The sequence below is a fragment of the Streptomyces sp. NBC_00370 genome (assembly GCF_036084755.1).
In the GTDB taxonomy this organism is placed as follows: Bacteria; Actinomycetota; Actinomycetes; order Streptomycetales; family Streptomycetaceae; genus Streptomyces.
Window position 1 is genome coordinate 8297821 of the sequence record NZ_CP107968.1, and the last position, 20817, is coordinate 8318637.

16 protein-coding genes are annotated in these 20817 nt (G+C 70.6%); 10 read left to right on the forward strand and 6 right to left on the reverse strand.

Going from position 1 to position 20817, the window contains the following annotated elements:
• Window positions 1–132: 132 nt before the first annotated feature.
• The 5 genes from OHS57_RS36355 (at window position 133) to OHS57_RS36375 (ending at window position 5389) form a co-directional block, all read left to right on the forward strand.
• On the forward strand, window positions 133–1158 hold the full coding sequence (locus tag OHS57_RS36355) for a C40 family peptidase (protein ID WP_328584758.1): 1026 nt from the start codon (window positions 133–135) through the stop codon (window positions 1156–1158).
• A 149-nt stretch (window positions 1159–1307) separates the two neighbouring features.
• A complete protein-coding gene (locus OHS57_RS36360; RefSeq protein WP_328584759.1) occupies window positions 1308–2324 on the forward strand; it encodes a cation diffusion facilitator family transporter in 1017 nt (338 codons plus the stop codon).
• Window positions 2325–2439: 115 nt separating this feature from the next.
• Window positions 2440–2871, forward strand: coding sequence for a hypothetical protein (locus OHS57_RS36365; protein WP_328584760.1), 432 nt, complete (start codon window positions 2440–2442; stop codon window positions 2869–2871).
• A 149-nt stretch (window positions 2872–3020) separates the two neighbouring features.
• Window positions 3021–4118 carry a PLP-dependent cysteine synthase family protein gene (locus OHS57_RS36370; protein WP_328584761.1) on the forward strand — a complete coding sequence of 366 codons (1098 nt, stop codon included), beginning with the start codon at window positions 3021–3023 and terminating at the stop codon, window positions 4116–4118.
• A complete protein-coding gene (locus tag OHS57_RS36375; protein WP_328584762.1) occupies window positions 4115–5389 on the forward strand; it encodes an MFS transporter in 1275 nt (424 codons plus the stop codon). Before OHS57_RS36370 ends, OHS57_RS36375 begins: the two co-directional genes overlap by 4 nt.
• A 226-nt stretch (window positions 5390–5615) precedes the next feature.
• On the opposite strand, the gene OHS57_RS36380 is transcribed toward OHS57_RS36375, so the two are convergent.
• On the reverse strand, window positions 5616–6566 hold the full coding sequence (locus OHS57_RS36380) for an aldo/keto reductase (RefSeq protein ID WP_328584763.1): 951 nt from the start codon (window positions 6564–6566) through the stop codon (window positions 5616–5618).
• A 131-nt stretch (window positions 6567–6697) separates the two neighbouring features.
• Window positions 6698–7600 carry a TIGR03619 family F420-dependent LLM class oxidoreductase gene (locus tag OHS57_RS36385; protein WP_328584764.1) on the reverse strand — a complete coding sequence of 301 codons (903 nt, stop codon included), beginning with the start codon at window positions 7598–7600 and terminating at the stop codon, window positions 6698–6700.
• Between the two features lie 305 nt (window positions 7601–7905).
• On the opposite strand from OHS57_RS36385, the gene OHS57_RS36390 reads away from it, so the two are divergent.
• The 4 genes from OHS57_RS36390 to OHS57_RS36405 all read left to right on the forward strand — a co-directional run bounded on the left by OHS57_RS36390 (window position 7906) and on the right by OHS57_RS36405 (window position 11080).
• Window positions 7906–9408, forward strand: a complete 1503-nt coding sequence (locus OHS57_RS36390; protein WP_328584765.1) for a multicopper oxidase family protein — start codon at window positions 7906–7908, stop codon at window positions 9406–9408.
• Window positions 9409–9860: 452 nt separating this feature from the next.
• Window positions 9861–10106: a chaplin gene (locus OHS57_RS36395; protein ID WP_328584766.1), complete on the forward strand. Its 246-nt coding sequence runs from the start codon at window positions 9861–9863 to the stop codon at window positions 10104–10106.
• A gap of 414 nt (window positions 10107–10520) precedes the next feature.
• Complete coding sequence (locus OHS57_RS36400) at window positions 10521–10769, forward strand: hypothetical protein (RefSeq protein ID WP_328584767.1); 249 nt, start codon at window positions 10521–10523, stop codon at window positions 10767–10769.
• A 128-nt stretch (window positions 10770–10897) separates the two neighbouring features.
• Window positions 10898–11080, forward strand: a complete 183-nt coding sequence (locus tag OHS57_RS36405) for a hypothetical protein (protein WP_328584768.1) — start codon at window positions 10898–10900, stop codon at window positions 11078–11080.
• On the opposite strand, the gene OHS57_RS36410 is transcribed toward OHS57_RS36405, so the two are convergent.
• The gene (locus OHS57_RS36410; RefSeq protein ID WP_328584769.1) at window positions 11058–14171 is read right to left on the reverse strand and encodes an AfsR/SARP family transcriptional regulator; all 3114 of its coding nucleotides are present in this window, start codon (window positions 14169–14171) and stop codon (window positions 11058–11060) included. The genes OHS57_RS36405 and OHS57_RS36410 overlap by 23 nt on opposite strands.
• Before the next feature lie 201 nt (window positions 14172–14372).
• On the opposite strand from OHS57_RS36410, the gene OHS57_RS36415 reads away from it, so the two are divergent.
• The gene (locus OHS57_RS36415) at window positions 14373–15620 is read left to right on the forward strand and encodes a helix-turn-helix domain-containing protein (RefSeq protein WP_328584770.1); all 1248 of its coding nucleotides are present in this window, start codon (window positions 14373–14375) and stop codon (window positions 15618–15620) included.
• Here the strand turns inward: OHS57_RS36415 and OHS57_RS36420 are convergent.
• The 3 genes from OHS57_RS36420 to OHS57_RS36430 are packed head-to-tail and all read right to left on the reverse strand — an operon-like array spanning window position 15572 to window position 20796.
• A complete protein-coding gene (locus OHS57_RS36420; protein ID WP_328584771.1) occupies window positions 15572–16963 on the reverse strand; it encodes an MFS transporter in 1392 nt (463 codons plus the stop codon). The two genes, OHS57_RS36415 and OHS57_RS36420, sit on opposite strands and share 49 nt — an antisense overlap.
• The gene (locus OHS57_RS36425) at window positions 16942–17979 is read right to left on the reverse strand and encodes a TauD/TfdA family dioxygenase (protein ID WP_328584772.1); all 1038 of its coding nucleotides are present in this window, start codon (window positions 17977–17979) and stop codon (window positions 16942–16944) included. Before OHS57_RS36425 ends, OHS57_RS36420 begins: the two co-directional genes overlap by 22 nt.
• A 45-nt stretch (window positions 17980–18024) precedes the next feature.
• Window positions 18025–20796, reverse strand: coding sequence for an amino acid adenylation domain-containing protein (locus OHS57_RS36430; RefSeq protein ID WP_328584773.1), 2772 nt, complete (start codon window positions 20794–20796; stop codon window positions 18025–18027).
• Window positions 20797–20817 lie beyond the last annotated feature (21 nt).

A 20817-nucleotide genomic window follows, 5' to 3' on the forward strand; every position in this document is an offset into this window, starting at 1 on the left:
CCCTCGCCGGTGTGCGGCTGTTGCGAGACCAACTACTAAGCTACTAAGTTGTTACGGGCGATCTCGTGTTGACGCCCTTGTCGGCCATGTCCTGGTCCGCGTCGGCCAGTTGTCTTGAGGAGTCACCGCGAAATGGGAACGCATCGTCGGCCGAAGCCGATCAGCCGGACGCGGATTGCCTCCGTCGGCCTTGCCGCCGGTGCGGTGAGTCTCCTGTCGACCCAGGGGCAGGCCGCACCGAAACCATCGGCTGACGAAGTACGCAAGCAGGTGGAGAAACTCTACGAAGAGGCCGAGGCCCCGACGGAGGAGTACAACAGCGTGCGCGCGCAGCAGAAGACGCTCCAGGGCAAGGCAGACAGCGCGCGGGACAAGCTGGCCCGTAAGCAGGAGGAGATCAACGAGCTCCGGGCGGAGATCGGTCCCTTGGCGGCAGCCCAGTACCGAAGCGGCGGCCTCGACCCTTCCGTACAGCTTTTCCTGTCCGGCGATCCGGAGACGTACCTGGAGCGGGCCGAGGTACTCGGCCGGACCGGCGACCGGCAGGCGGGATCCATGCGTGCGATGCAGAAGATGCAGAGGGAACTGGCCCAAGAACGCGCGACGGTCACCGATCGCCTGGAGGAGTTGCAGATCCTGCGCAGCCAGGCTGCTGCCAAGAAGAAGGAAGTGCGGGACAAGCTCAGTCGGGCCCGTCAGCTTCTCAACAGCCTGACAACCCAGGAACGGTCCCGGATACGGGCGGCCGAGGCCCGTGAGGACGCTGCCTCCGGCACCAGCGACAGCGCGGCGACCTACAACGGCCCGGCCAGCGGCAGGGCGAAGGCGGCATTGGAGTTCGCGTACGCGCAGCTGGGCAAGCCCTACGAGTGGGGATCGACCGGTCCCAACTCCTTTGACTGCTCCGGCCTGACGGGTGCCTCCTGGCGGTCCGTGGGCGTCTCACTGCCGCGTACCGTGCAGCAGCAGTACTCGGTCGGCAGGAAGGTGTCGCGGGCTGATCTCCAGCCCGGCGACATCATCTACTGGTACAACAGCAGCCAGCACAACGGCCTGTACGTCGGAAACGGCAAAGCGATCCACGCTCCACGGACCGGCAAGAACATCGAGATCACGAGTCTGGACTCGATGCCGTTCTATGCGGCGTCACGGCCCTGACCTTTGCCCGAGACGGGGGTCGGTATCCCGCGCCCGGTGTGCGTTGGCGGGAACGACAACGGTCTTCAATGCAGCCTTTGGATCTTCGCCCGATCTGCGCTTCACTTTCGGACGTGGGCCCGTCTCGGACCCCGGGGAGGACCACGGTCATGGCCAAGAAGCACGATCACGACCAGGAGCACGACGACGGGCACGGAGGCCACGCTCACGGGGTGTCCGCCGACGCGGACCGCCGATGGCTGACGCTCGCGCTGGTGCTGATCGCGGTGTTCATGTCGGCCGAGGTGGTCATCGGGGTACTGGCCAATTCGCTGGCGTTGATCTCCGACGCGGCTCACATGCTCACCGATGTCGCCTCGATCGTGCTTGCGCTGGTCGCGATGCGGCTCGCCGCCCGCCCCGCCAAGGGCTCCTACACCTTCGGCCTGAAGCGCGTGGAAATTCTGTCCGCCCAGGCCAACGGATTGACGTTGTTGCTGTTGTCGGTATGGCTGGCCTACGAGGCGATCCACCGGCTGATCGCCCCACCCAGCGTGACCGGTGGTCTCGTCCTGGCCACGGCGCTGGTAGGAGTGGCGGTCAATCTGGTCGCGACCTGGGCGATTTCACGAGCCAATCGGACCTCTCTGAATGTCGAAGGCGCCTACCAGCACATCCTGACCGACCTGTTCGGATTCATCGCCACTGCCATTGCCGGCGCCGTGGTGCTGTTCACCGGTTTCGGCCGTGCGGATGCCATCGCCTCGTTGCTGGTGGTCGCGCTGATGCTCAAGGCCGGCTACGGCCTGGTGCGCGATTCGGGGCGGATCTTCCTGGAAGCCGCCCCGGCAGGCATCGACCCGGACGTCCTCGGTGATCTGCTCGTTGCGCAGAAGGGTGTGGCCGAGGTTCACGATCTGCACATCTGGACGATCACATCCGGACAGAGTGCTTTGTCCGCCCATGTGCTGGTGGAAGCGTCCGAGGATTGCCACGCAGTACGCCGGGACCTCGAACAGCTGCTGGCGACCGGCCCAGGCATCACCCACACCACGTTGCAGGTCGATCACGTCGGCAGCGAGTTCCAGGGGCTTCTGCGCATCAGCGGCCGGGAAGAGACCGAGACGGACACGCACTGCGACGATGCCCATGGGCCTGTCCACCGGCCCGCCTTGCATGAGCACTGATCCGCCGGACACATAGTGTGGCCGGTTCTCCCTCACTCGTTCGGAGGGCTCACGGACACCGCAGCCGTGTGCGCAAGGTAGCGTAACTGTCACTGTGCGGAGTCGATCGTGGTGGGTGAGCAAGGAGCGGGACAGCTTCGTCGTCGCCTTGATGGTGGCGGCGCTGGCCGCGCTGCTGCTCGGCGCATGCGACAGCGGCGGTCATCACCGCCTGGTCGGCATGACAATCGACCAACAGGCAGTGACCGCCCTTGTGGCGGCGCCTGCTACACCGCAACAGCGCGAGCCCGGCGCGCAGTTCACCTCAGAAACGACTGTCGGCTGTCAGGGCGGGGATCGCGATCACTGCGTGCCCGTCAGCGAGCAGCACGTCGCGACGCAGGGGCAGGGGCAGGGAAAGCGTCACCCGCATGAACTACCCGCGGCGTTGATCGATGCCTCCGCCGCGACGGCCCCGAGCGCGACGTGCTCCGCGGTACGCCGTCGCGGGCCCCCGGGTGTGCCGGCACGAGACGTCCTGAACCGGCTGTGCGTGTCCCGCAGATGAAGAGGCCAGGTACAGGCGAACGGCAGCGCAGCGCCGCCGTCGCCAGTGCCTGACAGCACCCCTCTTCGCCTCGGGGACGATGCCGTACGCCTCGTCACGGACGACCGCAGCGCCGCCATCGTGCCCCCACGCACGAAAGAAACCCGCTCATGACTGAACTGTCCCTGCCCAAAAAGCCGAAGACACCTCCGGGCAGTGTGCTGGAAGCTGTCGGCAACACCCCCGTGCTGTGGGTGGACGAGCCCCTCGCGACCGCGCCCGGCGGCTTCTGGGCCAAACTGGAAGGGTTCAACCCGGGAGGCATCAAGGATCGCGCCGCGCTCCACATGGTCGCCAAGGCCCGCGAACGCGGTGATCTGCGCCCTGGCGCCCCGATCGTGGAATCCACCTCCGGCACCCTTGGACTCGGCCTGGCACTCGCCGGGGTCCTGCACGGCCACCCCGTACACCTGGTCACCGACCCCGGCATGGAACCGATCATGGAGCGGATGCTTACCGCCCACGGTGCCACGCTCTACATCGTCGACCACCCTCACCCCGAAGGCGGATGGCAAGAAGCACGCCGCCAGAAGGTCACCGAAATCCTTGCCGCCCTGCCAGGCGCGTGGTCGCCGGACCAGTACCACAACCCCGACAACGTAGCCGCGTACGAGGGCCTTGCCGGCGAGCTCACCGACCAGCTGGAGCACATCGACATCCTGGTGTGCGCGGTCGGCACCGGCGGACACTCCGCAGGCATCACCCGCGGAGTGCGCCAACGTATCCCCGGCGTACGGCTGGTGGGCGTCGACACCATCGGCTCGACCATCTTCGGCCAGCCCGCCCGCACCCGGCTCATGCGCGGACTCGGCTCCTCGATCTACCCCCGTAACGTCGACTACACGGCATTCAGCGAAGTCCACTGGGTCGCGCCGGCCGAAGCTGTCTGGTCAGCACGCCGACTGGCCGCCCGCCAGTTCGCCACCGGCGGTTGGAGCGTCGGCGCCGTCGCCCTGGTCGCTGGCTGGCTGGCCCGCACCCAACCCGAGGGCACCCGCATCGCCGCAGTCTTCCCCGACGGGCCGCACCGCTACTTCGACACCGTCTTCAACGACGACTACTGCCGCACCCACAACCTCCTCGACGCACCGGCGCCCACCGCACCGGACACCATCAACGCCTCCAGCACGCGCGAGGTGACGCGGTGGACACGCTGCGCCACCGTCACCGACCCCACGACCACGATCACCCCCGGAGCCCAGCAGTGAAGACGACGTGGCGCCACATGCGCTCCTTCGACCCCACCGTGCAGCTACTGCTGATCAACCAGCTCACCATCAACCTCGGCTTCTACATGCTCATGCCCTACCTGGCCGCCCACCTCTCGGGCACCCTGGCCCTGGCCGCCTGGGCGGTCGGCCTCATCCTGGGCATGCGCAACCTCTCCCAGCAGGGCATGTTCCTCGTCGGCGGAGCGCTTGCCGACCGGCTCGGCTATCGGCCCCTGATCATCGCCGGATGCGCCCTGCGCACGATCGGCTTCGCCGCACTCGCGTTCGCCGATACGCTGCCGACGCTCCTGGCCGCCTCGGCCGCCACCGGGCTGGCCGGAGCGCTGTTCAATCCGGCCGTACGCGCCTACCTCGCCGCGGAGTCGGGCGAGCGCCGTGTCGAGGCGTTCGCCCTGTTCAACGTCTTCTACCAGGCCGGCATCCTGTTGGGACCACTGATCGGGCTCGCACTGACGGCGGTCGCCTTCCCGATCACCTGCCTGGTGGCAGCGGTCCTGTTCGCCGCCCTGACCCTGCTGCAGACGCGCAGGCTGCCGGCGCGGACCGGCAGCGCCGAGGCGCAGGGAACAACGCTGCGCGAGCAGGCAGCCGTCGTCATGCGCAACCGGCCGTTCTGGCTGTTCGCCGCCGCCATGACCGGCTCGTACGTCCTCTCCTTCCAGATCTACCTGGCACTGCCGCTGGAGACCAAACGCCTGGTCGGCGACGGCACACCAGGTACGGCGGCCACAAGCGCCCTGTTCGTCGTCTCGGGACTGGTCGCGCTCGCCGGGCAGATGCGCATCACCGCCTGGTGCAAACGCAACCTCACACCCCAGAACTGTCTGGTGACCGGGCTCGGACTGATGGCCGTGGCCTTCCTTCCCCCGATGCTCACCTCCGGCCGGAACCTCACCGCTGCCGGATGGCACACCGCGGTCGTCATGCTGCCGCTGCTGGCCTGCGCCGCCCTGCTCGCCGCCGCGACCGCCGTGCTGTACCCCTTCGAGATGGACACCATCGTCGCCCTGTCCGGCGGACGCTGGGTAGCCACCCACTACGGCCTCTACAACACCGTCTGCGGCATCGGCATCACCATGGGAAACCTCGCCACCGGAGCCGTTCTCGACGCCGCCCGCAACGCAGGACTCGCCGCCCTTCCCTGGGCCGTTCTGGCCCTGGTCGGTGCCGGCTGCGCAGCCGCAGTGGCAGCCCTGGCCCGCAGCGGAAACCTCACCACCGCCGCGCCCGCACCTGCCGGAGTGTGACGTGAACGTGCTGGTGCGCGGCGACCGAACCGCGCACCAGCACGGTGCGCTACTACGCCCTCCTACGGCTGCGGCGTGCGAACCACACCACCGCTCCGGCCACGACGACCAGTACGACCGCGATCTCGGCACGATCGCCTCGGCTCATGGCGCCGCCGGCTTCAACTAGCGGTGACTGGTTCAATCTCAGTGGCGCTGGGACCACTGAGAACTGGCACGACTGCTGTCAGGCGGAGGCGGTGTTCAGGGTCTGCAGTTCGGCGTCGGACAGCCGCAGGTCCGCCAGAGCGACGAGGGCCGGCACCTGCTCCACGACTCGTGCGGAGGCGATCGGTGCAATGACGGTCGGCTGTTGTGCCAGCCAGGCGAGGGCGACGGTGGCCATGTGGGCGTCGTGCGCCGCGGCGACCTTTTCCAGCGCGGCGAGGACGGTGGTGCCGCGGTCGCTGTCGGCGTAGCCGCCGGCCAGGCCGGGTAGGTCGCGGACGCTGTCCACCGTACGGCCGGGTCGGTATTTCCCGGTCAGGAAGCCGGAGGCGAGGGCGAAGTAGGGAACGCACGCCAGCCCCTCGCGCTCGGCGATGTCGCGGCGTTCGCCTTCGTAGGTGTCGCGGGAGACGAGGTTGTACTGGGGCTGGAGTACCTGGAAGCTCGCCAGGCCCTCACGCTGGGCGAACTGCAGCATGGCGTCGAGACGTGCCGGGGTGACGTTGGAGGCCCCGAGTGCCCGTACCGTTCCTGCGCGTACCAGGTCGTCGAGCGTGGTGACGATGTCTTCGACGGGTACGGATTCGTCGTCGAAGTGGACGTAGTAGAGGTCGATGTGGTCGGTGCCCAGACGGCGCAGCGAGTCGTCGAGGGCGGCTTTGATGTTGGCGGGCTTGAGGCCTTTGCGCTCGGGATGGTCGCCGACCTTCGTGGCGATTACGATGTCGGCGCGGTTGCCGCGCGCGGTGAGCCATTCGCCGATCAGGCTTTCGGACTGACCGGCCTGGCTTCCGGGAAACTGGTACATGTACGCGTCGGCGGTGTCGATGAAGTTCCCGCCCGCAGCCGTGTAGGCATCGAGTACGGCGAACGACTGCTCCCGGTCGGCGGTCCAGCCGAACACGTTCCCGCCCAAACACAACGGCGCAACGGACAGCCCCGACCCGCCCAAGCTCGTGTGATCAAACATGGCCTCATTGGACATCTGTTACCCATTCTTTCGATCGACGGACTTCTATCGGTGACGCGGACGGAAAGGGTTCCGCTCCCGCTTCCGGCCTCATCTGCCCCTGGCACCAACGGCCGGCTGCGGAGGCGCTTTCAGCCCCTCGTCACCAGCTCAAGGATTTCGCGGGCGTGCTCGATGGAGCCGTCTACGGTGTCCACGTCGTACATGGAGTCGACCATGAAGTGGTCGATGCCTGTGCGTTCGTGGATTTCCTTGACGGTGTCGGCGACCTGGGCGGTGCTCGTGCCGGCGTCGATGTTCACCCGCAGAACCGTGTCGATCGCTCGGGGGTCCCGGCCGTTCTGCTGGGCCAGTTCGTCCAGCTGAGCGCGCTGTGTGACCAGGCCGTCGATGTCGACGTAACTGGGGACGACGACCAACGGCAGCCAGCCGTCGCCGCGTCGGGCGACGCGGCGCAGCGCGCGCTCGGACATGGCGCCGAGGTAGAAGGGCGGCCGGGGCTGTTGCGCCGGCTTCAGCGGTGAGTGGTGTTCGGGTACGGACAGTTGCGCGCCCTCGTACTGGGCCGGGTCGGTGGTCCAGATGGCGTCGAGGGCATCGAGCAGTTCTTCCATGCGGGCGCCTCGGCGGGTGAAGTCCGGTCCGGCTGCCTGGTATTCCTCGGGGGACCAGCCGATCCCGAAGCCGGGCAGCAGGCGTCCGCCGCTGATCAGGTCGATCGTCGTGAGGGAGCGGGCGAGCTGGACGGGCGGGTAGAGCGGGGCGACCAAGACGTGGGAGCCGAGCAGTACTCGGCTGGTCGCGGAGGCGGCGACGCCGAGCAGGACGAAGGGGTCGGCGGAGGCGTTGAGTTCCTGCGGGATGGTGGTGCCCTGCCCGCCGTAACCCACGACGGGGTGGACCGCCGCCAGGTTCCGGTCGCCCACCCACAGGCTGGCGCCCCCGGCCTCCTCGATCGCCGAGGCGAATGTGGCGGTGTGGGCGACGCCGTACGCCTGGTTGTTGAACTGGGGTAGGGCGAAACCAATCTTCATGACGTCCTTCACACTGTGCGTTGCCGGGCGAGGCACTTCGGCTCCGACCGGCATGATCTCCATCGGGCGGGCTTCACCGTACAAGCGGAACGCCATACCCACGGCCTGCTGCAACCAACGCTGTTGACCAGACTGTGTTCAAGATCTGTCCACTCTTGAGCAGCCGCGACACTCCGGCGTCCGGCGAAAGCGGTCCCGATGTCACCGGCATCCAGATCCCCCGTGTGGCGGGGCTGACCCCTGAGAGCGCGTCTACGTAATTTACGCCGACGCAAAGGTGCCCTCCGGCGCGGGACGGTGTCTATATGAAACGACGCACAGCGCTGAAGGCCCTCGGATTCGGCATCGGCGGCTCGGTCGTCCTCGCCGGTGGTGGTTTCGGTGTCTACTACGCTGCCGCGAAGCAGGACACGGTCGGCAAGGTCGCCTTCGACAAGGCCCTGTTGATACCGCAGTTGGCGGAGTCGAAGGTTAACGCTTCGGGTGCCCGGGTCTTCGCGCTCGGCATCCAGTCGGGCCGGACCCGGTTCAAGGCCGGTTCGGAGACGAGCACATGGGGCGTGAACGGTACGTACCTCGGTCCGACGATCCGCGCGCGGCGCGGCGAGCGGGTCGAGTTCGCCGTGAGCAACGATCTGGATCAGGACACTTCGCTGCACTGGCACGGGATGCACCTGCCCGCGGCCATGGACGGCGGACCGCACCAGGTCGTCCCGGCCGGCGGGACCTGGCAACCGCAGTGGACCATCGACCAGCCCGCCGCGACGCTCTGGTACCACCCGCACGTACACGGCTCGACCGCCGACCACATGTACCGGGGCCTCGCCGGGCTGTTCATCGTCGACGACGAAGGCACCAAGGCGTCCAAGCTGCCGTCCGAGTACGGCGTGGACGACATCCCGATGATCGTTCAGGACCGTGCGTTCGACGGGGACAACGAGTTCGAGAAGCGGGTGCCGCTGGGCGGCTCGCTGGGCGTGGTGGGTGACGAGGTACTCGTCAACGGCACGATCGGTCCGTACGTCGACGTCACAACCAACCTCGTACGGCTGCGGTTGCTCAACGGCTCCAACGCCCGGCTGTACAACTTCGGGTTCTCCGACGACCGGACGTTCTCGCTCGTCGCCACCGACGGCGGCCTGCTCGCCAGAGCGTGGAACACGGAGCGCCTGTACCTCTCGCCGGGCGAACGCGCCGAGATCGTGGTCGCCTTCAAACCGGGGGAGCGAGTCGAGCTGCGCTCCTACCCGTCCGAGTACGGCGGCACTCTGGGGCGGATCGATGGCTTCGACGACCGTCTCGACATCTGCCAATTCCGGGCCGCGGCCACGCTGTCCGACGGCGCCGAAATCCCTGCCGCGCTCGGCGTCGCGCCGGACCTGGGCGGCGAAAAGGTCGCGCGGGAACGCTCCTTCGTACTCGCCTCGGACCAGATCAACGGCCGGTCGATGGCGATGGACCGCATCGACTTCGGTGTCCGCGAGGGCACCGTCGAGGTGTGGGACGTGGTCAACGACAACGGTTTCCTGCACAACTTCCACATCCACGATGTGCAGTTCCAGGTGCTGACGGTCGACGGCGGGAAGCCGGAACCACACGTGCGCGGCTGGAAGGACACCGTCCTGCTGGCACAGGGAAAGCACTACCGGCTGGCGATGCGCTTCAGTGGCTCGACCGACCCGAACGTGCCGTACATGTACCACTGCCACCTGTTGCAGCACGAGGACAACGGAATGATGGGCCAGTTCGTCGTCCTCGGCGAAGGCGAGAAGATCGGCGTCGTGCCGCAGCTGCATCATCACTCCTGAACTCTGCACCACAACAGGAAACGCCGGTGCCCCGCCGGGACCGCGATGTCGAGCGGTTCGTGCGCGGGCGTGCTTTCAGCGAACCGCCCCCGCTCGGGTGATCCCGGGCGGGGGCGGACGTCGTTCAGAGGTTCGCTGAGTGAGCCGGCTTTCACCTGCCGGACATGGGTCCAGTCGACATATCTTTCGCCTGGATTTCCAGCAAAGCATCGAACTGTGTGGTGAGCCCGTTCGGCCGACGGCCCGCCGGCGCGCCGGCCGTCTCACCCCGGCCGGCCCCGGCCCCCCGTGGACCGGTGTTCCGTCGGCCGATCGGGTGTTCGTCCCCGCTTCCGCCGTTTCCTCGGGCCGTGGCGGGCATCTATCCGCTGGTGCGGACAGGCATCGCCCCATTCCGAACCGATGACAGTTCGTACCGCACCAGTGACCCCCCACACGCAAGGAGCGCGTTCATGTCTCGACTGACAAAGGCTGCGGCCACCATCGCGGGCACCTGCCTCATCGTCCTCGGCGGTGTCGGCACGGCTGCCGCCGATCCCAACCCGCCCGTCGTCGGCGCCGCGGAAAACTCCCCGGGCGTCCTCTCGGGCGACGTCATCCAGATTCCGGTCGGCATTCCGGTCAACGCCTGCGGAGACAGCATCGACCTCATCGGTCTGCTCAACCCGGCCGCCGGCAACACCTGCGTCAACCACTGACGCATTCGGTGGCAACGCGCCGTCGCGACAGGTGAGAGCGGCTCTCCGGACTGTTCAGTCCGGAGAGCCGCGCCCACCGCTCGCCATTCCCGTGCCCGAACAGGATCGGCGGGCTTCACCGGAGCTGCCGCGCGGCGGAATTGCCGGGTGGCGTCCGGCAATTTGCCGACGGATTTCCTGGTGCTCGCGCCCGCGGGGGCCGAGGATCGTCGGCGGTGAAGGACGGCGAACGGGAGTCGGTACGCGCCCGCTGCGGACGGCCGTCGTGCCGCGGGGCGGAACTCGTCGGGGCAGCGCGCGCTCCGTACGGTCCTCAGCGGGCCGTCCCGGCGGCGCGGCGCCCGCCGGCGTTTCCGCACGGCCCCCGGCTCTGGGCACGACGAGGCGCCGTCGCTCGACAAGAGGAGGAATGGGATGTTCGCAGTGGAGACGGCGACGACCGACGGTATGCATGAGGTCGTCCGGATCCGGGAGACGGACGGCGACGAGGGATCCGGCAGGGCCGAGGGCGTCCAGCTCAGTGAAGCGGAGCGGGCGGAGATACACACCGCCGTACGCGCGAACCTGGATCTGCGCGGGCACGAATCCGGCCCCGCGCTGACCGAGGTGACGCTCTCCGAGACGGGGGCAAGAGTCATCGTCTGTCATATCGGACGGCGCTGACCTGCGCATTCGTCGGCTTCCCGATGCCCCCCTGACCATCAGGAATGCCACGGTACCGGTTCAGGAATGGGCTCAGGGAACGTAGCAGGCGTCGAAAGAACAACCCCCCCACTTTCCAGGAGTCCACCATGCAGCGCACCCCGGTCACCCTCATCGAGCGCCTCGCCGTGCTCCTCGTCCTCATGGCCGTCGTGGCGCTCGGTGGAATGGCCTCGTACGGGCCCGACGGCAGCGCCGGCGGACATGCCCAGCTGCGGGCGGACGACAAGGTGCCCACCGACCACCCCATCACGGGCGTGGTGTCGGACTGACCGGTTCAGGTGGGCGACGACGGCGCTCCACCGGCACCCCTAATCGTGCGAACACCGTCTCGGCGGCGGCGCGGTGCGCACCGGCGGTGTCGTCGTCGCCGAGCGCACCGGCCGCCGTGGCCATGCCCGCCAGGGCGTACGCCTCCTCCGTGCGGAAGCTGACGGAGGTGGCCGCCCGGTAGGCCTCGCTGTGCTGGCGCATCGCCTCCTCGTGCCGGCCACGGCTGTGGAACAGGCGTCCCAGGATGTTCCGCGCCTTGGCCTGGCGCAGCGGCGACCTGCTCTGTTCCACCTGTTCCTGGGCCTGCCGGGTCAAGCGGTCCGCCCACACGGGGTCCCCCGAGCAGTAGCCGATCTCGGCCGACAGGGCCATGGCCAGGGCCATCAGGCCGGGTTCGTTGCTGTCCTCGCACAGGCCGCGCGCCTGTGCCAGGCACTCCTCCGCCCCGACGAGGTCGCGCAGGCCGATCCGGGCGAGAGCCAGGTCCGTCTGGATCGACAGGGCGCTCTCGTGCCGGCCCAGCCCGTCGAGCAGCGAGACGGCACGCTGCCCCGCCTCGGCCGCTTCCCGGTAGCGGCCCCACTGCTCGTAGAGCGTGCTGAGCGCGGTCAGTGTGTCCGCCTGGGCACGGGGGCTGTCGAGGTGCTGTTCCAGGGCTGCCGCTTGCCGCAGATGGCCGAGCGCCTCGGGGAACCGCCCCAGGAGGCTCTTGCACAGGCCCAGCGTGCCCTGGGCGTGCGCCTCGGTGTGCCGGTCGCCGACCTCCATGGCGAGATCAAGACCCGATGTGGCCGCCTCGATGCCTTCGGCGAACCGGCCCAGTTTCCAGCACGCGACGCCGAGGTTGGCCAGGCTCACACTGAGCAGCTGGGTGTCCTCCAGCTTCCGCGCGCACTGCACGGCGATCCGGGTGAATTCCTCGAACTCGTCGAGCGCTCCGAGTGAGTTGAGGTAGAAGGCGAGGTTCCGGCTCAGGCCCACGGCATGCCGGTACTGCCCGACGGAGGCGGCGTAGTGGACCACGTTGGCCAGGGCGGTGTGTTCCCTGGCGAACCACGTCTTCGCACCGTCCGCCCGCACCAGCGCTCCCAGCTGTACCGGCGGAAGATCGAGTCCGGTGGGCCGATGGCTGCGGCCCGGGTACAGGATGTCGCAGGCAGCCTCGGTGGCGGCCAGGTAGTAGTCCAGCAGGCGCTTCGACGTGGCGTCCCGCTCCTCGGCGGCCACGTCCTCGCACAGACTGCGGGCGTAGCTGCGCACCAGGTCGTGGTAGGTGTACCGGCCGGCCTCCGGCTGTTGCAGAAGGTGCGCGTCGAGCAGGTGCTCCAGCTGGTCCTCGGTCTCCTGCTCGCCCTGAGCCAGCACGGCCCCCGCCGAGTGGGCGTCGAAATCCGGACCGGGGTGCAGTGACAGCGTGCGGAAGGTCCGGCGGCACTCCTCGGGCAGCACCTGGTAGGACAGCCGCAGGGTGGGAGCCACCCCGCGGCGTCCGGAGTTGAGCTCGCTGAGCTTGCGGTTCTCGTCGCGGAGCCGTTCGACCAGATAACTCAGCGCCCAGGTGCGCCGGTTGCTGAGCCGCGCCGTCGCGATGCGCAGCGCCAGCGGCATGTGATCGCACAGCTGGGTCAGTTCCCGGCTGGCCGCCGGCTCGGCCCCGACCCGCTCCGGGCCGAGCAGCCGGGCGACGAACTGCATGCTCTCCTCGGGTTCGAGCACGTCGATGGAGATCCACTCCGCGCCGTCGAGTTCGACCAGGCGGGCGCGGCTGGTGACCAGCACCAGGCAGCCCGGAGTGGTGGGCAGCAGCCGGCTCACCAGCGCGGTGTCGTTGCCAACGTTGTCGAGGAGTAGAAGGACGCGGCGCCGGGCCAGGACCGCGCGCCATAGGAGTTCCTTGTCGACCACATGGTCGGGGATACGATCCTGCGCGACGCCGAAGGAGCGCAACAGGACCTCCAGCGCGGCGCTGAGCGTGACCGGCCGCTCGTCCCGCGAGAAGCCCCGGAGGTTCAGATACAACTGGCCGCCGGGGTACTCGTCGGCGAGTTGGTGGGCCGCGTGCACCGCGAGCGAGGTCTTGCCGGTGCCGCCCATCCCGTCGATGGCGATGACACGGGAGCGCAGGGCGTCCTGACGTGCCGTCTCAAGCAACTGGCGCAGTTCCTTGCCCCTGCCGACGAAGTCGACGAGGTCGAACGGGAGCGTACGGGGCACGGCGGTCACCGCGGGCCCGGATTCCGCCAACGCGCTTGGCGCCGCCTGCGCGTTGCTGCGGGCGGGGGCTTCCACCGGGTCGGAGTCCGTACGCTCGACCAGGATCTCCTCGTACAGCTTGGCCACATGCGGGTCCGGATCCACGCCGAGCTCCGCGGCCAGCGCCCTGCGCAGCCGCTCGTACTCGGTGAGCGCCTCGGCCCGTCTGCCGGAGCGGAACAGCGCCTGCATCAGCAGGCCGCACAGCCTCTCCCGGAGCGGATGCCGGCCGGTGTACTCCCGGAGCTCGCCGATGAGTTCGGCGGGCCGCCCGGAGGTCAGCCGCAAGTCGAAGTACCGTTCCACGACCGAGAGATGATGCTCCTCCATGGCCCGTGCGACGGACTCGATGACGCCGTCGCCGATCCCGGAGAGCACCGGGCCCCGGCGCAGCGCGATGGCGGCGCCGAGCAGGTCCGCGGCTTCCTCGTTGCTGCCGCGCCGGGCGAGCGCTTCGCCTTCGCGGACCTTCGCGGTGAACTCGGCCGCGTCCAGCGGCGTGTCCCTGGCGATCGCGTACCCGGGGCCGTCGGTGATCAGCACACGGGTGCCGTCGGGGATGCGGCGGCGCAGTTCGCTGATGGCCTTGCGGACCTGGTGCGAAGCGGTTGCCGGGGGCTCTTCCGGCCAGGCGGCGTCCACCAGCCGGTCCACCGTCAGCAGCCGACCCGGCTCCAGCAGGAGCACGGCGAGGATGCGCCGGGGGATGGGGCCGCCGAGATCCAGCCGACGCTCGCCGACCCAGCCCTCCAGCGGGCCGAGGATACGGAAGCACAGTGCCGGCGCGGACTCCGAGCCTGTGAGTGCGCCTTCGGGCGTGCCGCCACGTGTGCTCACGAGCACTCTCCCTCCAGCGCACGAGTACGAGGCCCGCTTGCTCCGCCCGAAGCATAGACGTGGTTACTGGTCAGCGGTACACCGCTCATCGGTACACCGACGGGAGCGGAACAGGAATGAGCCGTTCAAGAATGCGGCGACTCCCCATCCGAGAGAGCGCCGCTTCGCCGCGGTGTGCTCCGTGCCCCGAGGGTGAACGACATGAAGGAAAATCTGCTGTTGGGCCTGCGGCTCCGGAGCGGCATGACACAGGAGGAGCTCTCCGATTCCTCCGGTATCAGCGTCAGAACCATCCGCAACTTCGAACGCGGGGTGATCCGGCGTCCGCGCCGGAGCTCGGTGGACATGCTGTTGGACGTGCTGGACCCGAGGCTGAAGGAGAAGCTGCGGTCGGCCGCCGTGGAGGAACTGGGCACGCCGGTCGGCATGGCCGCAGAGTGGCTGAAAGTGCTCGGCGACGAGCCGGCGACCTGGCGGGGCGGCCGGCCGCCGCGCTCGTCCCTCGTCGGGCGGGACACCCAGGTGGCACTCCTGGGCCGGCTGCTCCTTGAGCGGCAGGTCGTCGTGGTCACCGGTGCGGGCGGTGCGGGCAAGTCCCGGGTGGCGCTCGCCGCCGCCGAGGAGGTCGGCGGACGGCTCGGCGAGGGAGTGGCCGTCGTCGACCTGGGACGGATTCCCCAGGAGCGGTGCACGGGCGTCGACGCGGCGCTGGAGCGGGCCGAGGAGGCCGTCGCCGAGGTGCTCGGGGTGCGCCTCGTCACCGGGAGCCGGCAGCGACTGGTGCTGGTCCTCGACAATGCCGAGCACCTGCGAAGGACGACCGCGCGGCTGGTCGACCGGCTGCTGGCGCGCTTTCCGGAGGCACATGTGCTGGTGACGGCCCGTCGGCCGCCCGAGCTGGCCGGCACGACCCTGCACGAAGTGGCGCCGCTCGCCCCGGCCGCGGCGGTGGAGCTGCTGGTGAGCCGGGCCGGCGGCGAATGCCCGGACCTGGACCTGTCCGGGCAGGGGGAGCGGCTCGGGGCCCTGGTCTCCCTGCTGGACGGCCTGCCGCGTCTCATCGAGTTCGCCGCGCGCAGGCTACGGATCGTTCCGCTGGACCTGTTGCTGGCGGGCGGCCGGACGCTTCGGCTGCTCGGCTCGGACGACCCGCGCGTCCTGCCGCACCAGCGCAGCCCCGAGGCCAGCCTCCGGTGGAGTCTCGACCTGCTGGGGGAGCGGCACGAGCGGCTGCTCGTCCAGCTGGCGCGCGACGCTGACGCACGCCCCGGGGCGGGCGGAGTCGAGGCGGCCCCGGGGGGAATCACCGAACTGGAGGACTTCGGGTTGCTGGCGGACCTCGCCGAGACCTCGCTGCTGCAGGTGGACCGGGGCAGCCGCTACCGGTACCGGATGCTCCGTCATGTACGGGCGCTGCTCGACGACTCGGTAGCCGTCGCCACCCCCTGACCCTCCGTCTCCCCGTTCGGGCCGCGGCCTTCTCTATCGGGATCGAGGCCATCTCTGTCCGCATCAGGACGCTCCCGGTCCATCTCCTTCCACTCGGGCCGCAGGACCGGCAGCATGGTCGCGGCGAACGCCAGGATGCCCCCGCCGAGCAGCACCGGCACCAGCCCGACCACGCCGACCAGCACGCCCGCGAGGGCCGCGCCGGCCGGGATGCCCGCCCACGCGAGTGAGTCGCCCGTGGCCACCACCCGGCCGAGCAGCTGGCGGGGGATCCGTTCGAAGATGACCGCGCTCGTGATCGGGTTGAGGAACCCGGCGCCGAATCCGCCGATCGCCACCACAGGGGCCGCCACCCACAGGGGCGCCCCTGTGGCCAGCACGATGAACCGCGGCGCGCCCGCGATCACGAAGCACACGACGAACACCAGTCGGCGCGGCAGGCGTTGGGCGACCGCGGTCGCGACGAGGCTGCCGCAGACGGCGGACGCGCCCATGACCGTGCTCAGCACGCCGATCGCCGCGGGACCGCCGTGGCCCGAGCGGGCCCAGACCGGGACGAGCACACTGGTCCAGCCCGCGCTGAGCAGGTTGGTGACCCCGATGACGACGAGCATGGAGAGTACGAGCGGCTCGCCGCGCAGCCACCGGAACCCCTCGGCCATGCTCCGCCAGTAGCCCGCCCGCTCAGGCCCTCGTGCCTCCTGCCCGGCGGCGTCCCGGACGCGCCGGCGCGGCGCCAGCACCGCGATGAGCAACGAACCCAGGGCGAACGCGCAGGCGGTGACGACGATGCCGGTCATCGGGCCGGTCACCGCGATCAGCGCCCCGCCCAGCCCCGGCCCGACCGTCATCGCGCCGTTCTCGATGACGCCGCCCACCCCGGTCGCCCGCTCCATCGCCAGCCCGGACCGCTCGGCCGCCTCGGGGATCATCACATCCTTGGCGAGGTCCCCGGGGCCGCGCGCCGCGCCGATCACCGCGACCAGGGCCAGCAGCAGGCCGAAGTGCAGCATCCCGGCCGCGTGCAGGGCGGCAAGGCTCCCCGCCGACAGCGCGCTGACCACGTCCGTGCTCAGCGAGAGCCCACGGGGGCCGATCCTGTCGACGACCGGTCCGGACAGCGCCTTGACTGCCACGTACGGCGCCAGCTCGCAGAACGAGACCAGACCGGTCAGCGCGGCGCTCCCGGTGGTCACCAGCACGAACCACGGGAGGGCGACGGCCGAGATCCGGGTCCCGGTGTTGGCCACGGCCATCGCCGCCCACACGCCGACGATCGGCCGCCAGCTGTGGACGGCCGGCGCCTGCGCCGGCCGCGCGCTCACACTGCCCGCGGCCGGCACAGTTCACTTCCGTTCGTCAGGCGCTCGACGGGGTTGCCGAGTGCGACGGTGAGGGTACGCGGGCCACGGAACGGCTCACGGCTGTGCGCGGTACGCAGGTTGTCCACCACCAGCACGTCGCCCTCACGCCAGGGCTCCCGCACGGTGTGTGCCGCGTAGACCTCGTTGATCAGGTCGACCGTCGCCCGGTCCAGTGGCCCGCCGTCCCCGAAGCGGGTGTTGTACGGCAGGCCGTCCTCCCCGAACTCCTCCACCAGGAAGGAGCGCACACCGGGGTCCATCGTCCACTCGTTGAGGAACGCCAGCTGGTTGAACCACACGGGTACACCGCTGACGGGATGGCGCAGCACCGCGGCCGAGCGCCGTGTCGTCGTCAGGCCGTCCGCACCCTGCCATCGCCAGTCGATGCCATGAGCCGCGCAGTGCCGCTCCACGGCCGCGCGGTCGTCCGTCCCGAAGGTGTCCCGCCAGTCCATGCCGACCAGGCCGTTGTGGTTGCGGGTCAGCTCCCAGCCGACGGCCTCGGCTCGTGAGCGCAGCCGCGCGGGCAGCGCACGGAGCACGGCGGCGCCGTCGGCGAGGGCGGTGGCGCCTCCCTCGTGGGGCGCCTCAAGACAGCAGTGGACGAGCCGGCTCGGGAAGGACGGCGCGTAGCTCAGCTCGTGGTGCATGCACATCGGCTGCTCGGAGGGCCACTCGTTCGGTGACAGCAGGCCGGCACCCAGCGTCCGGCGTGGCGCGAAGGGCTCGTGATCGCCCGTCAGCTCGTCGATCAGGGCGCCGCTGACGGCGGCGGCCTCGTCGGCGTCGCGCACGGCCAGGCCGCGCACGAGCACGCAGCCGTGCCGCAGGACGGCCGCGTCCAGGGCGCCGCGGTGAAGCGCGGCCCAGGCGGCGGGGGAGCGGGAACCGGGCCGGGCGGTGACGATCGGCGGGCGCCCCGGTTCGACGGTGAGGTCGAGTTCCGGGGCGGCGCCCTTGACGGGGGCGGCGCTCGGGTGGGCGGGCAACGGCATGGGATACCTCCGGGGTGGTGGTGGCCGCGGCGGTGCGGCCCGGCCTCAGAGGGCCGGCCAGGCCGCCGGGCGGGGGAGTCGCGCTCGGTCGCGCTTGCCGGTACGCGTACGCGGCAGCGCGTCGATCAGGACGACGAGATCGGGGACTGCCGCGGCGGGCAGCCGGGACGCCAGGTGGCGGCGGAGGTCCGACGGGGTCGCTGAGCCCGCGACCGCCGCGTAGCCGACAAGGCGCCGCTCGCCAGGGCCGAACGCGTGCGCGGCCACCGCGGCCTCGCGGACGTCGGGACACTTCTCCAGCACGGCCTCGACCTCCTCCAGCTCGACCCGGTTGCCGCGCACCTTGACCTGGTTGTCCCTGCGGCCGGCGAAGGCCAGTTCACCCGCGGGCAGCAGCTGGCCGAGATCCCCCGTCCGGTAGAGCGTGCCGCCGGGCAGCCACGGGTCGGGAAGGTAGGCGAGGGTCGTCTCCCGGGGCCTGCGGTGGTAGCCCCCGGCGAGGAAGTCGCTGCGCAGATGGATCTCGCCCGTCACGCCGACCGGGCAGGGGCGCAGGTGCCGGTCGAGTACGAGGACTTCCCGCCCGGCGATGGGGCGCCCGATCGGGACCGTGGCCGGGAACTCCTCGCCGGGCGCGAGGGGCCGGTGGGTGGCGAGGATGCACTCGGTGGGCCCGTAGAGGTTGTGCAGCCGGGGCGGGTCCGGCCAGCAGCGGTGCCACTGTTCGACCAGGTCGGGCGGGAGCGCCTCGCCGGCGAGCAGGACATGCTGAAGGGCCGTGGCAGCGGCCGTGGTGGGGGCAGGGTGTGGTGGCCCGGCGGGCCCTTCGTCCTTCTCGTCGGCGAGGGCCTCCAGCATCAGCCGGAGGAAGGCCGGCACCGTCTGGAGCTGGGTGACGCGCTCACGGCGCAGCCACCGCAGCACGGCGGGTGGATCGCGCCGTGCGCCCTCGGGAGGCACGCACAGGGTGGCTCCGGTGGACAGCGCGGCGAACACCTCGGTGTACGCCGCGTCGTAGGTGAAGGGTGCCCACTGGGCGATGCGGCTGCCCGGCCCGATCGCGAAGGTGTCCTGCTGCCAGGCGGCGAACTGGCTGAACGAGGCGTGCGGAAGGGCGATGCCCTTCGGGACGCCGGTCGAGCCGGACGTGTGCACCAGGCACAGGGGAGTGTCGGGACGGACGGCGATGTCGTCGGGAGGGACAACAGTGGTGTCGCCCAGGGGGACACCGGTGCCGGGCGTGACCGGTGGGTCCGGGGCGGCGGACACGACCGGCAGCTCGGCCAACGGGCCTGCCGGGCCGCCCGGTTCGCGGTCGTCGCCGCCCGGCTCCGGGGCGGTCAGCAGACACACCGGGCGCGCGTCGGCCGTGATCGCCGCGACGCGGTCGGCCGGGTCGGCCGGGTTGAGGCACACGAAGGCCGCGCCCGTGCGGGCGACCGCGATCAGCGCCGCGGCCTGGACGGGCCCGGCGGGCAGCCGGAGGGCGACGAACCGGCCGGGGCCCGCACCGGCTCCGCGCAACCGGTGGGCGATCCGGTCGCTCCACTCCGCGAGTTGCCGGTAGGTGGTGTCGCGTTCCTCGTGCCGGACGGCGACCGCGTCGGGACTGCGCTCGGCGTGACGGCGCACGAGTTGATGGATACCGACCGTCCGTGGGCCGTCGGCCGGGCGCCGGGACGCGACCGGGCGCGTGCTCGGCACCCCTGGCGGGTCGATGCCGTCGAGGAGGGCGTGCGGGTCGGCGGCGACCGTGCGCAGAACGGTCGTGAGGTGTGCGGCGAACCGGTCGGCGGGTGCGAAGGACAGCCAGGCGGACGGCCAGGACAGGACGGTGCGCGGCCCGTCGGCACTGAGATCGGGCAGGCGGAGTCGGGCGTCCGGTGGAGCCGTTACGAGGGTGGCGGTGACGCCGGGCAGGTCGAGCCGGGGCGGCGCGGGATCCTCGCGGTGGCCGAACAGGGCGTGGCACAGGGCCTCGGGCGGCGCTCCCAGGACGCCGGTCAACGCGGCCACGGGGACGGCCCGATGGGCCCGAGCCGCGGCCAGCGCGTCCTCGACGCGCCTCACCAGCCGGTCGAAGGACGAGTCCTCGGCCGTGCCGAGGTGGATGGCCAGCGGCAGGGTGTGGGGGAGGTGGACAGGATGATCGGGCCTGCCCGGCGGGCAGTTGGGGTCGGCCGGCGCCCCGACCAGCAGGTCGTCGCTCGGCAGGTACCGGCCGAGGACGGCGGCGAAGGCGGCGATCAGGACGGCCTCGGGCGTCGTGCCCAGCGCGTCTGCCGCCCGGGCCGGCGCGTCGCCTGCGGCGAGGTACGCGGTGCCCGGCGGGCCGGCGCCTTCTGCGTCCGACCGCGGCGGTGCCACCGGCAGGCCCGCGTTGTCGGGCAGGCCCGCTCCGACCCGGGTCCAGTGGGCCAGGTCGGCGGGCGGCGCCTCGGTGAGGTGCGTGGGCCCGGCCCTTCCGCCGTCGGAGCGCGGGGTTGCCCTCGGGGCCCCTGCCACCAGGCGCGCGTAGCGTGCGCCGAGTGCGGCCAGGGCGTTCGGAAGGCTCCAGGCGGCGAACCCACCGGCGTGGGCGGGAAGTGCCAACTGCCATGACGAGTCGCCGAGTCGGAGCAGATGGGCGGATCCGCCGGGGCCCTGCGCGGCCACGAGATCGGCGGCGACGCGCTGCTGCCGGCCCGCGTCGAGCCGCGAGAGGTCCAGGGTCCGCAGTGACGGGCTGAGGCGGCAGGACGGGGGTCCTTCGGTGAGGGCCGCCTCCAGCGCGCCGACATCCAGCGCGCCGTCCAGACGGGCCGTGACGACCGGCATGTCGCCCGGCCTTTCCCCCGG